7 protein-coding genes and 1 pseudogene are annotated in these 15,456 nt (G+C 53.6%); 4 read left to right on the forward strand and 4 right to left on the reverse strand.

Annotated elements, in window-relative coordinates; translation table 11 throughout:
- Positions 1 to 530: 530 nt before the first annotated feature.
- Positions 531 to 1,013, forward strand: a pseudogene (locus C162_RS26685) (carbohydrate ABC transporter permease); the annotation flags it as partial.
- A gap of 81 nt (positions 1,014 to 1,094) precedes the next feature.
- On the opposite strand, the gene C162_RS35645 reads toward C162_RS26685, so the two are convergent.
- The 4 genes from C162_RS35645 to C162_RS26705 all read right to left on the reverse strand — a co-directional run bounded on the left by C162_RS35645 (position 1,095) and on the right by C162_RS26705 (position 11,122).
- Positions 1,095 to 7,751, reverse strand: coding sequence for an S-layer homology domain-containing protein (locus C162_RS35645; RefSeq protein WP_084649058.1), 6,657 nt, complete (start codon positions 7,749 to 7,751; stop codon positions 1,095 to 1,097).
- Positions 7,752 to 7,836: 85 nt separating this feature from the next.
- Positions 7,837 to 8,676, reverse strand: a complete 840-nt coding sequence (locus C162_RS26695; protein WP_051493958.1) for a carbohydrate ABC transporter permease — start codon at positions 8,674 to 8,676, stop codon at positions 7,837 to 7,839.
- A 15-nt stretch (positions 8,677 to 8,691) separates the two neighbouring features.
- Positions 8,692 to 9,630: a carbohydrate ABC transporter permease gene (locus C162_RS26700; protein ID WP_036699514.1), complete on the reverse strand. Its 939-nt coding sequence runs from the start codon at positions 9,628 to 9,630 to the stop codon at positions 8,692 to 8,694.
- Between the two features lie 148 nt (positions 9,631 to 9,778).
- Positions 9,779 to 11,122 (reverse strand): ABC transporter substrate-binding protein, encoded by a 1,344-nt coding sequence (locus tag C162_RS26705; protein WP_036699515.1) that lies wholly within the window; start codon positions 11,120 to 11,122, stop codon positions 9,779 to 9,781.
- A 243-nt stretch (positions 11,123 to 11,365) separates the two neighbouring features.
- On the opposite strand from C162_RS26705, the gene C162_RS26710 reads away from it, so the two are divergent.
- From C162_RS26710 to C162_RS26720, 3 genes are read left to right on the forward strand one after another with little or no spacing between them, the layout of a single operon-like run.
- Complete coding sequence (locus C162_RS26710) at positions 11,366 to 13,183, forward strand: sensor histidine kinase (RefSeq protein ID WP_235218541.1); 1,818 nt, start codon at positions 11,366 to 11,368, stop codon at positions 13,181 to 13,183.
- A 39-nt stretch (positions 13,184 to 13,222) separates the two neighbouring features.
- Entirely contained in the window at positions 13,223 to 14,845 is a 1,623-nt protein-coding gene (locus C162_RS26715) for a response regulator transcription factor (protein WP_036699518.1), read from the forward strand.
- Positions 14,846 to 14,872: 27 nt separating this feature from the next.
- Entirely contained in the window at positions 14,873 to 15,400 is a 528-nt protein-coding gene (locus C162_RS26720; RefSeq protein ID WP_036699520.1) for a phosphotransferase-like protein, read from the forward strand.
- Positions 15,401 to 15,456: the final 56 nt, after the last annotated feature.

A 15,456-nucleotide genomic window follows, 5' to 3' on the forward strand; every position in this document is an offset into this window, starting at 1 on the left:
AAATACGGGAATTCTTCCCTTTTCGTTAGTTTACTTCACCGGGGGATGTTTTTCTAACTTTTTCAGTTTTTCGTTTCACGGATTCAGGAAAAGAATCTTTTTTGAATATTTTGTAAATACCTTTAAATTAATGTATTTTTTTAACTAACAGAGATCATGTTCGGCTTGGTTATTATCAAACGGAATGCATGGACGTAGCGGTTGGTCTCCAACTCCCCCGCATTGCGGGAAGGAGAAAAGGCTCCGGCATTCGCAGCATCTGCATCTGTTAACGGAATCCATCTGAGCAGCAGCCTGGGCCGTCCCTGTTCGAGGACATTAATGCCGGCCGCAAAAAGTGGTCCGATGTTCCCGAGTTCGCCACCTTCCTGGAGCAAACAGTATGAGGTCTACAAGAAAGACTACACCACGACATTCTCAGCGACAGCTACGATATGGCAGTAGGCAAATTCCTGAATCAAGGAAACGGCGATGATGTTCATGGGCGACTGGCTGATTGTGAACGCGGCCGAGAAGGACCGAATGTGCATCTGGGCCTGATTGCCCCGATGTCCACGATCCGTGTCGTGCAGTGGATGGGCTTCTACGGCAGCATCACCAGCGTTATTCTGATCTACGCCTCGCTGAATACGGCGTTCAGCGTGTTTCTGTACAGCGGATTCATCAGGTCTATTCCGAAGGCATTGGATGAGGTCGCTTTTCTGGAGGGGGCTAATACGTTCGATGTGTTCTTCAAGATCGTTACCCCGCTGATCGTCCCAGTGAACGCCACCGTAGCGATTATGGTCTTCATGTCTGTCTGGAACGACATTACCATTCCGCTCTATTTCCTGACCGACAGCTCAGACTGGACGATGCCGCTCTCAGTGTACAATTTCTACGGCAAGTACAGCCGGGACTGGAATCTGATCTTCGCAGACCTGGTGTTAACTTCCCTTCCCGTGCTAATCCTGTATATTTTCTGCCAAAAGTACATTGTTAGCGGACTTACGGCTGGAGCGGTGAAGGGATAATGAATTCCTCTAAACACAGAGCAGCGGTCCTCCCATAGCCGGAGAACCGCTGCTCTTTTTTACTTTATAGTTAGTTTGAAATTACATATGCTCCAGCAGATTGAAGATGACCTGTGCGCTCTCGGCGCGGGTCATAGTCGCCTGCGGCGCAAATTGCTGATTGCCGCGTCCCTTGATCAGCCCTGCCTGATCAGCGGTGCTTACAGCATTCTTAGCCCAGTCACGAATCAGGGTATGATCACTGAACGAACTGGAAGCTGATTCACTGCTGCTCTTGCTTCCCTTCAAATGTTCATATGCCCGGACTATCATTACTGCCATCTCCTCACGGGTAATGAGTTCATTCGGAGCGAAGGCGTCCTTGCTGCGTCCAAGCACGATGCCCGCCTCATTCACTGCCGCTACGGATTCGGCATACCGCAGCCCCGAGTCCACATCAGCAAATATGGATGGGCTTCCCGTCTTCAGCCCAAGCGCACGTGCAATCATCGCGGCGAATTGTGCCCTTGTGACTTCCCCTAGCGGCTGGAACTCGGAGCTGGAGATGCCTTCAATAATATGTTTCGCAGCCATAGATTTAATAACGCCGCTGGCCCAGCTGTTGCTGCTGACATCCGAGAATGTCTTGTCATATTCGAGTACCGCATACTGGCTGAAATGACTTATTCCGGCGCTAAGCTTACTGTCTGTCAGCCTGCCGCCCATGTATTCAAGGGCACCATTGGCAGCAATATAGTAGATACCCAGTACGCTGCGGTTAGCACCAGGATCAACCGTGAAGGTAAGCGTCAACGGCTCATTGAACGTTGCGACCGGTACGGCAGTTCCATCCGCAGCAACAGTTTCCAGGCCAAAGCGGATCACATCACTTGCCGCCGATAACCGGACGGACCCGCTCAGCGCAGGGTTATTGATCAGCTGCTCCGCAGCTGTTCTCGCTGTCTTCACTGCGGAGAGCCGGATTGCCATTCCCTCTGGCTGTCCTCCAGCACCGGCTGTCTTTTCCCGGATGCTCTTCAGCACTTCCGGACTCAGATCAACAGTAAATGTGTGCCAGGCAAGATGCAGGGTGTTCTCTCCTATAATTCCGGCTAAACCGGCTGGAAGCAGTACCGATTCTGTAGCATCTGTAAGCTGAACGGTTATAGCCCCACCAGCCGGTGCCGGGAAATCAGCCGCTGTAAGAACCTTCTCCTTCTGCGGCGAAGGGGATGGTGCTACTGTTGGCGAAGGCGTTGCAGCCGGTGCTGATATCCATACTGGCACTTCTGCAGGAGCCGGTGTTGCTGTCGGTACCGGAGTTGGCGCCTTGGTTGGATTCACTTCCGGCGGCAGCTCCTCTTCTCTTACTGTGACCGTTCTTGTCACTTCAGCAGCCGCATTGCCTGCTGTATCAGTCACATTATAGTGATAGACATAGCTGCCTGAGGCCGAAGTGTCCAGCGCCGGCACTGTCTCCCCACCCTGCGTAATCGTTGCGACGATACGCTCTGTAATATCACCGTCTCGATCATCCGCCGCTGTAGCTCCGGCATCTGCATAGCTTGCACCCTTTTCCAATTGAACAGTTGCTTCACCCAGCAGAGTAATTACCGGCTTCGTTACATCCGGGTCCAGCGCAACTACGACCCGTCTGGTTACCTCAGCAGCTGTGTTGCCTGCCTTATCAGTGACATTATAATGGAAGGTATAGATATCTTCCTTGGACGTATCCAGCTCCGTCAAGCCATATACTTCACTAGTCACCGTTGTCGTAATACGGCCAGTGATATCTCCGTCCTGATCATCATAGGCCGTAGCTCCGGCATCGGTGTATTCTGCACCGATTGGCAGATTGACTGTCGCCTCGCCGATGAGGGTAATAACCGGCGGAACCGTATCCGTTACCGGCAGTGTGATTGTTCCGCTGGCAGTGGCTTCTGCCGCTGCTTCTCCCTTGCTTAGGGTTACCGAGAAAGTGAAGCTGCCCTCTGTATCCTCAGTGGCTGCCTGGAAGGCAGACAAGGTAATGTCCCCCAGGGTAACCCCGGTGCCCTTGAAGCCCGGCATCCCGCTAATGGTCTGCGCCAGCCAGCTCCGTACAGCTTCTTCACTATTCGCTTGCGCCTTCTTGACGCTGTAAGACGCTCCTTCAATTATGCTCTTCGCTTCAGCAACAGCTTGCTCATTGTCCACACTGGTCTTATCTCTTGCTACAGCCAGATAGCTGATTAGCGAGGCTTGGCTGAACGTATTGTTCACCGAGTATTTCACCGTACCGTTGACCGGCAGTGTGAAATTGTATTGAACACCCGCCCCGCCCGCACCGGCAACAATGCCTGTCTTCACCGTCTCGGTCACAATCTCTCCCTCAGCGTCAGGATAGCTGAGTGTAATATCCATCGTCCGGTTCAGGTTATTCCACCAGTCCAGATGATAGGAAGTAACCGTGTATTTGCCAGCACTCAGAGGCAGATTATAGACCAGCGGCGTATTCTTCGTATTCGAGCTGTACACTCCGGTCTGGGCTTTATTGGTGGTGACTACATCCCCGCCCAGCCCTTTGACACTATAGTTTGTGCCTGTATTCGTATGTCCCCATACAGTATCCCCTGTGGACAGTTGATCCGCCTTGTGATTCAGCAGGCTGTCGCCTGCGAGATCCCGGATGGCTGTATACGGCGGGGTGTCGCTATCTCCGGCAAGACCCATGTCCAGGAAGTACACCAGCCCCGCTGGAACCACTTCAACATAGGCAATGGTCTTCAGGCTTCCATAGGTGCCGGTGACCGCTACCCGTTCATATGGAGTATCAAAGCTGACCGCATCGAGATTCCACTTCACCGCCACCTGTGTGGTCGTACCGTCTGCAAGTGTGGCCTCTACCTTGGCCGGAAGCTCCGGCACTTGACCTGCGTAGGTAGCCCTATCTGGAATGGACGCAAGCTCTCTCACATCTCCCAACAGCAGAAGATTAAGGGCAGAAGACAGACGTTCCGCCAGCTGCGTTGCCCCTTCCTGGTCCAGCCGGTAGAGAACCGGATCATTCAGTGCTGCCTGGGCGGTATCCAGGGCATTCTTGAACATCCTCCAGTCTTGCTCCGGGTAGTCGTCTTCCCTGCTGACCGCAACAGCAGCACTCACCGCCTGCTTAAGCTCCGCTGTATCCGGGTTGCCTGCGCCTTCCCCGCCAATGACCGCTACGGAATCCACAGCGAGGGTTCCGCTCAGCACTTTGATCTGAACCGTATGCTCACCGTAATTCAGTCCACGGAGCGTGAAAGTCTGGTACAGCTCCTTCGCTGCGCCCGCAGCGCCCGAGACTACCAGCGTCTCACCGTCCACCACGGCTTCCAGCTTCGCTGATCCGTCGTTCGGCCCCAGAATATCAAGGCCCGTGCCGGTAAAAGTATACTTCAGCACCGCACCAGCGCCTTGGCTGGTAGAGAGAGAACGCTGATAGACATACATGCCTTTTCCATTCTCATGGGCCCAATTGCCTTCATAGACCAGCTTCGCACGAGGGACTTCTGCCAGATCAGTCATCTCCAGATTATCCAGTTGCTCGGAGTAATAAGGGGTGTGACCATCTACTTTCTCTACCTTCAGATTATCGAAGCGGACATGATAGAAGCCGCTGGCGAGCTGCACGCGCCCGGATAGCTTCGCATTCGAATCGGTATAGGAGGCAAGCTCCACCTGATCCAGATATGCAGTGACCGTGTCACCAGCTACCTGAATGGCAATGTTATGCCACACGTCATATGCCGTATTGAAATCAGGAATCTTCACACCGCCGGTGCCGGTTGCTGCATTGCCGCTGGCCACAACGGTCCCGCTGGACAGTAGCTGCCAACCGCCATCGAACCAGAACTTGAGCGCATAAGGGGTGCCGTTAATCGTCTGCGGTCCGCCCTGGTATCTGGCTCCAACCGCTGCGTAATTGTTCCCTCCATACGTGCTATTCTGTTCAAAAGACACATCGGCACTCGCCTTATAATTGGTCCAGCGGTAATCCCCGATAGCAGTAACCGGGTCACCACCATTCCAGGCCCCTCCTACTCCGGTGGTCGTCTGGTCCAGCTGCTGCCGCAGCACATAGTTATCCGTGCCATCGACCAGATACCCCTCGAACGCTCCGTTAAGATCCTGCGTATAACGCGGCATGACGCTGTAAGGCCCGCCGCGAGAGCTGACATAGCTCTGCACACCAGTGATCTGTCCGCCCTCTCCGATCACAGGAACACTCCGGCCGCCATAATTGAAGTCATCCGCATATAGCGTCTGATCCTCTGTATTCTGAACCGACCCGGTGACATCGGTATCCAGCACTGTGCGTTCACCTTCCACCGGAAGCGGTGTGCTGAACCCTTCCTTATTGCGGTTATCCAGCGTGGTGACAGTGAGAATAGAGAACGGCTTCACACGGATGGTATACACACCGCTGCCGTCTGCCTGAACATCTCCAATATCTTTCATATAGTTGCTGTTAAAAGCATGACCTGACTCCGCCGCACGGGTCTCCCATATCTCCAAGGAAGGATTGCCGGTATAGGCCATGTTGACAGCCTTAAGCTTGTAGATCTTCTCAACCTCGCTGTCATTGATAATCACCGTCGAGAAATCCTGCTTGTCAGGTGAAGCCAGGGTCATATAGCTCGGAGTTCCGTTGCGCCCGCTTACGGGGTTCGTGCCGGTTGCTCCGGTGTAGCTCGCCTGGGGAACGGCCCGCCAGATTCCTGCCGTATTGTCTTCGTTCTCCCAGCCGGTCTTGGCGAACCCGCCAAAATGCTTCAGGACCAGCAGTCCCGCGTCATAATGAATGAAGCCCGACCACGGGTCGCGTGCGCTGAGCAGCTCCTTGAACGAGTACTGCCCGCCTTCATAGAAGGAGCCGATCGCCGGCTGATAGATGAAATGCGTCCGGCGCGAATTCACAAAGCCCTTAATAATGGTATTGCCCATCTCCAGCGGTCCGCCGGTGCCGCCGATCCCCGTCCCGGGCACAGAAGGGTCCTTCATATTATTGTGAGGACGGAAGGCCGAATTACTGAAGGTGGCCTGTGCTTCACTATTCCAGATCTCCTTGTCGAACTCATCCGCCAGCCGCTTGAAATTGCCTTGGCTGTCGTCATCGGTGTTGTAATGATACCCGGCAGCGGCCACAGCTTCCCGCAGTGACAGGTCATTCACCAGCGCATCGCCGAAGGAGCCGATGCCTACTTCATCGGAAATAACCAGCTTGATGCTGTGATACAGTTCCTTTTCCTGCTCATCCTTGAAGTCTGACGCATCCGCTTTGACCCTCTCGCCATACTCCTTCGTCCAGGCCAGATCCGGCGCGTGCTCATTGATATGGGGATTCACATAATCCACCATATAGCCGTACTGGCGGTAAGCAGCCAGTATGGTCTTCTTGTACCAGGTATAAATCTTGTCGTTATTGTTAGCCCAAGCCGGAGCATTCCAGCGCAGGAAGCTTACCTTGACCGCCGGATTGACAGCCTTGGCATCGGCCGCAAGCTGGAAGCCGGGGTGCCGGGCTACATTGGCCTCTTCATCTTCCGTGCGCATCGTTGAAGGGTCGGGACCAGTAGAGTTATTGCGGTCATTGCCCATCTCAATCTTGACATGGTCGATCAAGGGGCGGTCGCCCCCGAACAGAATCTGCAGCAGCTGCGCATAGGCCTCCGGCTGCTCGGACTTATAGTCCATCAGCAGGGCGCTAGTACTGTTGCCGCTAAGTACGCCGAAGCCCTTGAAGGTCAGCCCGTTAACATTCCCGTCCTTGATGTCCTTGCCGTCCAGCTGAATTCGGACCGTAGAAGCAGCCGTCTCGCGGGCATTGTCTAACTTCTGCTTGATCGCGCCCTTGGCAACAGCGAACCAGCTAAGGATCGGCTTCTCCCCGCCGACATTGGCATAGGTTAGTGTCATCGAACTGCTGGTGTCAATATCTCCCGGAACGGTAAATTCACCGGAGATGAACTTCGTCTTGTTCGTGTTGAACGGTGTAAAAGAAATCGTCTGGGCGACTCCTGCCGTATTCACATATTCCAGCCGTGGCTGAATGGCCCGGTCACGGGTGCCGTACCAGTCATAGAAACCGCTGCTAAGGGTATATACTCCGGATTGAAGCGCTTTCAATTTATAGATAATATCGTTGCTGGCAGGGTCTGCGCGCAGTCCTACCACCCATAGGCTTGGATCAGTGGCGGGATCGGTGAGGTTGCCATTCTTAGAATTTTTTACTTTATGGATGGAATCATCGAATCCCCAGTCAGTGGTTCCAGCGACATATTTCTGGTCCGGCGACGAGTTAAGCAGTTCACTGCCAGTCAGTGTTCTGACCGCTTCATACAGTGGTGAGGGAGCCGGTCCATAGCCAAAAGAATCGCCTCCTCTGCCGCTGTCCACGAAGTAGACGAGCGGACTGTCCGCTGGCGGAATGACTTCCACACTTGCGGTAACCGGGCCGCCATTTGCAGTTCCGGTAACTGCCACCGTATCATACGGCACATCGAAGGTATCTTCTCCGATATTCCAGCTCACCGGCGCCTCCTGTCCTCCAATACGGACACTGGCTGGCAGTGTGGTCCCTGCTGCCGACTTCGCGCCCATATAAGCCGCAGCATAGACCGGATCAGCGGCAGCCGCAGAGGCTACAGGCATACCAAGTGCAGGGAACATTCCGGCTACAAGTGCAGTCGATAACAGCACGGAAAATAGCCTTTTCTTAACGCGGTTCTTTCTATTCACTATCTCATCTCCTCGGGTATAAAAATACCTGGCAAACTGCAAAAAGCTGCAACTGCCAGGCTGTTACTCAACTAACCTCAATCCACTATCCCTTAATTCCCGAAGCAGCAACGCCCTGCACAAAGTACTTCTGAAGCGCCAGGAACACAATCACTACCGGAATGATTGACACCACACTCGCCGCCATAATTAATCCGTATTCCGCGGAGTACTGTGAGATGAACATCCGCAGACCGATCTGGATGGTCTTGAGCTTCGTATCGGTCAGATAGATCATTGGCCCGAGGAAGTCATTCCAGGTGGCGACAAAGGTGAAGATAGTCAGCGTGGACAGCGCAGGTTTGGATAGCGGAAGCATAATTCTCGCCCAAATTCCATATTCGCTCAGTCCGTCAATCCGGGCGGCTTCACATAATTCATCCGGCACCCCTTGATAGAACTGGCGCATCATGAACACCCCGAAGGCCGAGAAGGCTTGCAGCAGAATGATTGCCAGGTGGGTATTGTTCAAGCCCATATAGCGCATCAGAATGAACTGCGGCACCATGTAAGCCTGCCAAGGAATCGCAATCGTCGCGATGTATCCCAGGAAGATCACATTCTTGCCCCTAAAATGCAGCTTGGAGAAAGCATACGCCGCGAAGCTGGAAGTCAGCAGCTGCAGGATCGTAACAATAATGGATAATTTCGCTGTATTGTAGATGAAGCGTCCGAGTGGAATCCGGGTCCAGATATCCTGGAAATTCTCCCAGCGCGGATTCGCCGGAATCCACTGCATCGGGAAGGAGAAGACATCCTTATTCAGCTTGAGTGAAGACGACAGCATCCAGATATACGGCACCAGCATCGCCAGCACGGTCAGAATTAACAGGGCATATACAAGCACCATTAAGCTGATTTTAAGTCCTTTACTTTTACCAACCATATCTTATAGATCCCCCTATTGTCCGTATTTCTTCTCGCCGCGGAACTGGACGATGGTGATGCCGAGTACCAGCAGAAAGAGTACAATCGCCATGGCACTGGCATATCCGTAATCAAGCGAGCGGAACGCCGTGTTGTAGATCTGATAGACCATGACCCGTGTAGCATTGTTGAGCTGGTTATCCGCGCCGGCGAACAGGTTGATGAAGATATCGTAGACCTTGAACGAGTTGATGACCAGAATCATCAGGACAAAGAAGGTGGTTGGTGCCAGCTGCGGCACAGTCACGTTGCGGAATCTTCTCCACGGGCCTGCGCCGTCCAGCTCAGCAGCCTCATACAGCTCCGGGTTAATCCCCTGGAGACCGGCCAGATAGATGACCATGTAGTAGCCCATATTTTTCCACACGGTGAAAAGCACTACCGTAAACATCGCCCACTGCTTATCCGCCGCCCAGCGGGGCAGGTCCTCCAGCGGAATGCCGGTAATCAGGTGCAGGATGTTGTTCACCGGACCCATGGTCGGGCTGAAGATGAAGTTCCATACCGCCGCAACCGCTACCAGCGAAGCCACGTAAGGGAAGAAGAAGACCGTTCTCATGAAATTACGGCCCATGATCTTCTGATTGAGCAGAATCGCCAGCGCCAGCGCTACGATCATGGTCAGCGGCACGACACCAATGGTGTAGACAATCGTATTCCACAAGGCTTTGTGGAAGGTGGTATCCGAGATCAGCCGGGAGAAGTTGTCCAGCCCGATGAACTTCATCGGATTGGCCCCGTCCCATTTCACAAACGCCAGAATAAAGGCAAAAATCATCGGTACCAGGGTGAACAGGGCAAATCCGATAAAGTTCGGCGCAATAAAGCTATACGCGACCAGGTTATCCCGGAGTCCGCGCGACAACCGGCTTTTTGGGCTCTTATTTGTACGCAATATGGTTTCGTTCTGCATTCGTTCTCCTCCAAACCTTATCTAACATCCCCGTAAAGTGGGATTTACATCGATGCCTGTTAATGTGAGTGCTGTGAGGTCCGCTATTTATATGGAAGGCGGGCCTCCGCCCGCCCTTCCTTCAGGACACTAACGTTACACGTTCACCTTAATTGTTCAAAAGCTGGCCTACACGGTCATTCATATCCTTCAAGCCTTCGTCAATCGTAGCGTTCTTGGTCATGATGTTGTCATGCGCTTCATTCAGAATAACCTCAATGTCCGCACTCTTCTCATGAATCGGCATTTCCAGATAAGTCTGAACGGTATTCAGTGCAGCCTTACTGTTATCATCTGCCGGGAAGCCGTCGATGGAGGTGATGGAATTGATAACTTCGTCATTCTTAATCGCCGGAATCGTACCGGTAGAAGCGATCACCTTAGCGCCTTCCGCACCCGTTACGAAGTTCATGAAATCAAGAGCTGCTTCCTTATGCTTCGACTTCTGGTTAACGGCCAGGGAAGTAATCGTTCCCAGAGTCGTCCCAGCTTCAACGCCGTCCGGATGAGGATACTTCACGATACCCCATTCCTTCGACTGGGATTCCCCGCTCTTCACCTTCTCAATCTGGGTGGCAATGAACCAGCTGCCCATGTTCATCATCGCAACAGAGTTGTTGTAGAATACGCCGGAGTAATGCGTGCTGGAGGTCTTAAGGGTAGCGTAATCCATAACGATGCCATCTTCCTGCTCCTTCAGAATCCGCTCATAGGTAGGCTTCAGGAAGTCATAGTTGCCGCCGACCACGGTGTTCTTGCCGTCCAGGATACCGAACAGCTGAACCGCGCTGCGCCAGGTGTGATAGTGGGCACCGTATACTTTTTCCGAACCGCTGCCGGAGGTCATCTTGCGGGCCAGCTCATCATATTGGTCGAAGGTCATATCGTTGGTCGGATAATCTACACCTGCTTTGTCGAACAAGGCTTTGTTGTAGTAGATCAGCCAGAAGTCACTGCGGAACGGAAGCGCATACACCTCGCCGTTCACTTCAATTTGCTCGACCGTACCGCCGTATACCGAAGGATCGATGGATTTGTCACCCATGTAGGTCTTCAGCGGCTCCAGATGATTCTGCTTCACAAGGTTCGAGTAGCCCGGAATGTCTTTGATTGTCAGGACATCCAGATCTGCCCCGCCCGAGAGCTGTGTGCTGAGCATGGTCATATAGTCGGTGGAGCCAAGATCCACATACTCAATAGTTACGTTCGGATGTGCAGTCTTGTAAGCATCGATCAGCGGTTTGTAGTATGCAGTCGCTTCCCAGTCCCACAGCGCCCATTTCAGTGTTACCGGCTCCTGGCTTGGTTCGGAGGAAGCGGTTGCAGCGTTGCCCGAAGCAGGTGCGGCCGTTGCAGCAGCGTCTTTCGTATTGTTATTGCCGGAGCATCCGGCCAGCATGCTCACGGAGAGCGCAGTGGCAAGGGTCATGCCGTAGAATCTTTTCAAGTTCATGTAAGTATCCCCTTTATCTTCTTATGGTCTATCATAGCCGGCACGTTTGCTTATCCGGCCTTAGTTCAAAGTGTAAGCCTTTTCAGACCCGATGGGGATGCAAAATCAAACACAGTTCATTCACTATTCTGTGCTTTTCTCCGCACGGCCTGCCCCGAACCTGTAATTTCTTATCCGAAACCTGTAAAATTCTCAGCTTCTCCCCCTGACTCTATAATGAAACGCAGGAATATGCTATGGTAGTTGAAAACGCTTTATATAGGTCCAGTTATAGATGAAGGAGTGTTCACCACGGTACGTAAATCTACTATTAAAAGCCGCATTATTCTGCTCATGACCGCCTTTGCACTGCTGATTGCCACGCTGCTGTCCTGGTTCAGCTACGAACTGATTACGTATTACCAGCGCAAAACGACGATCCAGGCGACGGAATTCAACCTCCAGCTCGTCTCCCATATTATTGAACAGGATCTGATTGATCTGACTACGCTGGCGATGACCAGCAGCACTAACTCGTCTACGAACACCCTGCTTACCGAATATTTCGGGTCGGCGGAGGCCAGCCCCAAGCAGGCGCTGAATGTGTTCAACGCGATGCAGGACGATGTGCGGATCAACCGCTCCTACAGCTATGTACGCCGCCTGATTGCCACGGATAACAGCGGAAAGTTCCTGCAGGTGGAGAATTTCGGCACCTCCGTTCCGCTAACGATCCATAATATCGGTCAAGTCACCGGTCTGACGAATGAGGCCGAAGAGCAATGGGACCGGGTCATTAAGGACCCGCTCTCCAATTCCTACGGAATTCCCTTTGTGTTCCCGATCTACGGCCGGGGGGCCACCCGGATGGGCACCGTCTACCTGCTCGCGAATACCTCCGTCATTACGGACAAGCTGAAGGGCTATGCCCTGCCGGAGCATTCCCGGCTGCTCCTCACGCTCGGCGAGCATCATTATCAGCTTACCGGCGATCAGGTCAAAGCCATTGAAGAGCCGTATGAGCCGGTAGCCTATACCAGTGACAAGCCTGTCGGCCCGGGTACCGAGCTGTCCATGGTGAAAATGCAGAATGATGGGGAAAGCCATATCGTGGTATCGTATCCGGTACGCAGCGGTGTCATGCTCTCGCAGACCTTGTCCAGCGACCAGTTCGCGCCCCGGAGCAATATATGGATTCTCGTCCTGCTCGGTGTCTGTCTGCTCGTGCTTGTCTTAAGCGCGATCATTACGCTGTATTTGACCCGCACAATCAGCCTTCCGGTGGAGAAGTTGAAGAAACGCATGGACAAGATTGCCCAAGGCAACTTCCTGCTGGACTCGGGTATTGAATGGAACAGCGAGCTGGGCGATGTCGGCCGGGGCATTAACCGGCTGTCCCAGGATATCGTGGCCCTCATGGACAGCCGGCTCGCAGACGAGAAGCAGAAGCAGGAGCTGGAGTACCGGATGCTCCAGAACCAGATTAATCCGCATTTCCTGTACAATACCCTGAATTCGATCAAATGGATGGCTACGATCCAGAACGCCACCGGCATTGCAGAGATGACGACCTCCCTGTCCCGGCTGCTCCGCAGCATCGCCAAGGATAACCGGCGGCTGATGCCGCTGAAGGATGAGCTGAGCCTGCTGGATGATTATTTCCTGATTCAGAAATACCGGTACGGCAGCACGGTTACCATGGTCACAGAGATTGAAGAGGAAGCGCTGCTCGCCGGGCTTATTCCGCGCTTCACCCTCCAGCCGCTGGTCGAGAATGCGATCTTCCACGGCATCGAGCCCAAAGGCCGGGGCGATATTGTGGTCCGGGTCACGAAGAGCGGCTTCGCGGATCTGCTCATCACGATCGAGGACAATGGGGTCGGGATGAAGGAGGAGCAGATCTCCACCATCCTAACCGTTCCCGGGGACGAGGCTAAGGGAATGCTGGAGAATATCGGGCTGCGCAGTGTGAACGAGCGGCTGCAGCTTGCTTTTGGCAGGGAGTACGGCTTGTCGATTGAGAGCGAGGTCGGCCGTTACACCAGGATGAAGCTGCTGCTGCCCTTGCGGCAGAGAGAATAGCCCCCGGCGCCCTGCAAACTGAGCAAGGATGTGATGAGCTTGATCAAATTATTAATCGCAGATGATGAAGCCCTGGTCTGCATCGGACTCCAGTCCATGCTGAAATGGGAGCAATATAACATTGAAATCGTCGGCATCGCCCACAACGGTGCGCAGGAGGAAGAGATGATCGACACCCTCCGCCCGGACATTGTAATCAGCGATATCAAAATGCCGATCAAAAGCGGCCTCGAGGTCGCCGGCTCGGTCCGCCGCAAGTACGGGCGGCTTCCGCTGTTCATCATGCTGACCAGCTATGAGGAATTCCAGTATGCGCGCGGAGCGATTGAGGTCCAGGCCACCGATTACCTGGTGAAGCTGGAGCTGACCCCGGAGGCGCTGGCCGAATCGATCCGCCGGGCCATTAGTATCCTGGAGGAGTACCAGACCATGGAGAGCTATCCGAAGCTGGTCCACCGCGGCAATCTCCAGGCCCAGCGGGATAAATTCTTCATCCGGCTGTTAAGCGGTCTGTTCGAGAACAAGAACCAGTATCTGCTGCAAAAGGAGGATCTGGAGGTGGACTTCTCCGCACCGGCCTATCTGGTCTGCACCTGCCGCATTCTCGGGCCGGACACCGTCCCGCCGCGCGGGGATAAGCTGGTAGCCTTATGCTCAAGCACGGTACAGATGGCGAAGGATACGCTCTCTTCGCTTAGCGCCTGCTATGTAACCAGTCTGGATCTGCGTAACTTCGCGCTGATTCTGCCGGTTGGTGGACCCGATCCGCAGCTCTGGATGCCTGACATCCAGAATTTGCTGGCGGATATGGCTTCCGTGCTGCATAATTATTTCAATGTGACCATTATCGGGGCGATCGGCTTCGCGGCGGAAGATCCGTTTTTGCTGCAGGGGAGCTATCTCGCTGCCCGGAAGGCGCTGCCCGCCGCCGTGAAGGAGCGCTCCTTCGTCTTCTTCACGGAAGGCGAAGCCCCGCTGCAGGAGCAGCTTCTGTTTGATTTCTCAGAGTCTCGGCTGGAGATCCGCAGAGCTTTTGAAGAAATGGATACCCGCGCCCTGCACAGTATTATCTCCCGGATGATCGAGAGCTTCGACGGACGGGACGACCTGCTCGTTCCCGCCACCGATGCTGCCTGCAACATTCTGTACATGGCGACCTCCCTGCTAGCGGACGGCGAGAACATGGTGGAGCAGATCTTCGAGCAGGAGCCGGAGGGCTACCGGGCGATCTACCAGATGCATACGATTGAGGAGATTATCGGCTGGCTCGTCCAGTTCCGGGATGGCTGCGTCCGGATGCTCGCCACCCGCAGACAGAGCTATAAGGAGCAGGTGGTCAAGAATGTCCAGGAGTATATCAAAAGAAATCTCGGTACCAAGCTCTCGCTCAACCAGGTGGCGGATGTGTTCAACTTCAGCCCCAACTATCTGAGCCACCTGTTCTCCAAGGTCGCCAAAGTAAACTATGTTGAGTATATCACAGAGACCAAAATCACCGCCGCCAAGGAGATGATGGTCCGCGGCGAAGGCCGGATCTACGAGATCTCCCAGAAGCTCGGCTATGAGAGCGCCTTCTATTTCAGCAAGGTGTTCAAGAAGGTCACCGGGCTCTCTCCCCGGGATTATATGCAGCAGATTGAAGGGAATACAGAAAGCAACTAAACGAAGGACGAAAGGAAGAAAAGTCAAATGAACAAAGGACAAATCGTATTTCTAAACGGAGTTACCAGCTCCGGCAAAACCTCAATAGTCGAAGCCATACAAGCGAGATCACCGGAATTCTTTTATGTGGTAGCGAATGATCTGTTTGAAGAAACGATCGGGGAACGCTACCTGCGTGAAGATTACTGGAAGTACCTTAGCGAAGCGATTATCATGATGTACCACACTGCGAAAGTATTCTCGGATCATGGCAAGCATGTGCTGATTGACGGCATTATCGTGGAACGGCCCGGACTTGCGCCTCATTATGAGAAGGTAAAGGAGATTTTCAGCGGATACCCGTTATCCATTGTTGAAGTATTCTGTCCTCTGGACATCTGCCGCCAGCGCAACCTGGCCCGGGAGCACCGGAGTGAAGACCAGTCGGAGGAGCAGCACAAGCTAATGGCCCGGGACATCGGGTATAGCTTCAAGGTGAACACGCATGTGAACACTTCTGAGGAGTGTGCGGATCTGATTGTGGGGCATTTATTCAGTGAGCGTACCGCAGAATGATAGGGATGAGATAGAGTAATAATGTGGAAAAGTGGAGAGGCTGCCGTTATAGGCAG

The sequence above is a fragment of the Paenibacillus sp. FSL R7-269 genome, from assembly GCF_000517865.1.
In the GTDB taxonomy this organism is placed as follows: Bacteria; Bacillota; Bacilli; order Paenibacillales; family Paenibacillaceae; genus Paenibacillus_AQ.